This is a genomic window from Actinoallomurus acaciae, from assembly GCF_042429965.1.
Lineage (GTDB): Bacteria > Actinomycetota > Actinomycetes > Streptosporangiales > Streptosporangiaceae > Actinoallomurus > Actinoallomurus acaciae.
In genome coordinates, this window is the sequence record NZ_JBHLZP010000587.1 from 1 (window position 1) to 324 (window position 324).

At 75.6% G+C, this 324-nt stretch carries 1 protein-coding gene; it reads left to right on the forward strand.

Annotated features, from left to right (window positions below; translation table 11 throughout):
• On the forward strand, positions 1 to 324 hold a 324-nt coding region (locus ACFFNX_RS42585), incomplete at both ends, for a gamma-glutamyltransferase (RefSeq protein ID WP_378211944.1).

The following is a 324-nucleotide window of genomic DNA, read 5'->3' on the forward strand; positions in this document are numbered from 1 at the left end:
CGCCGCGCCGGGCACCCGGGAGACGCGCATCGCCGCCGCGCGCGACACCTGGTACCGCGGCTTCGTCGCCGAGGCGATCGCGCGGTTCTGCGCCGAGACGGCCTGGCGCGACACCTCCGGGCGCCGGCACGGCGGCCTGCTGACCGCCGACGACCTGGACGGCTGGCAGGCCACCGCCGAGGAGCCGCTCGGTTACGACTACCACCGCTACCGCGTGCTGAAGACCGGCCCGTGGGGACAGGGGCCGGTCTTCCTCCAGCAGCTCGCCCTGCTGTCGGGCTTCGACCTGGACGCGGCGGGCCACCTGTCGGCGGACTACGTCCA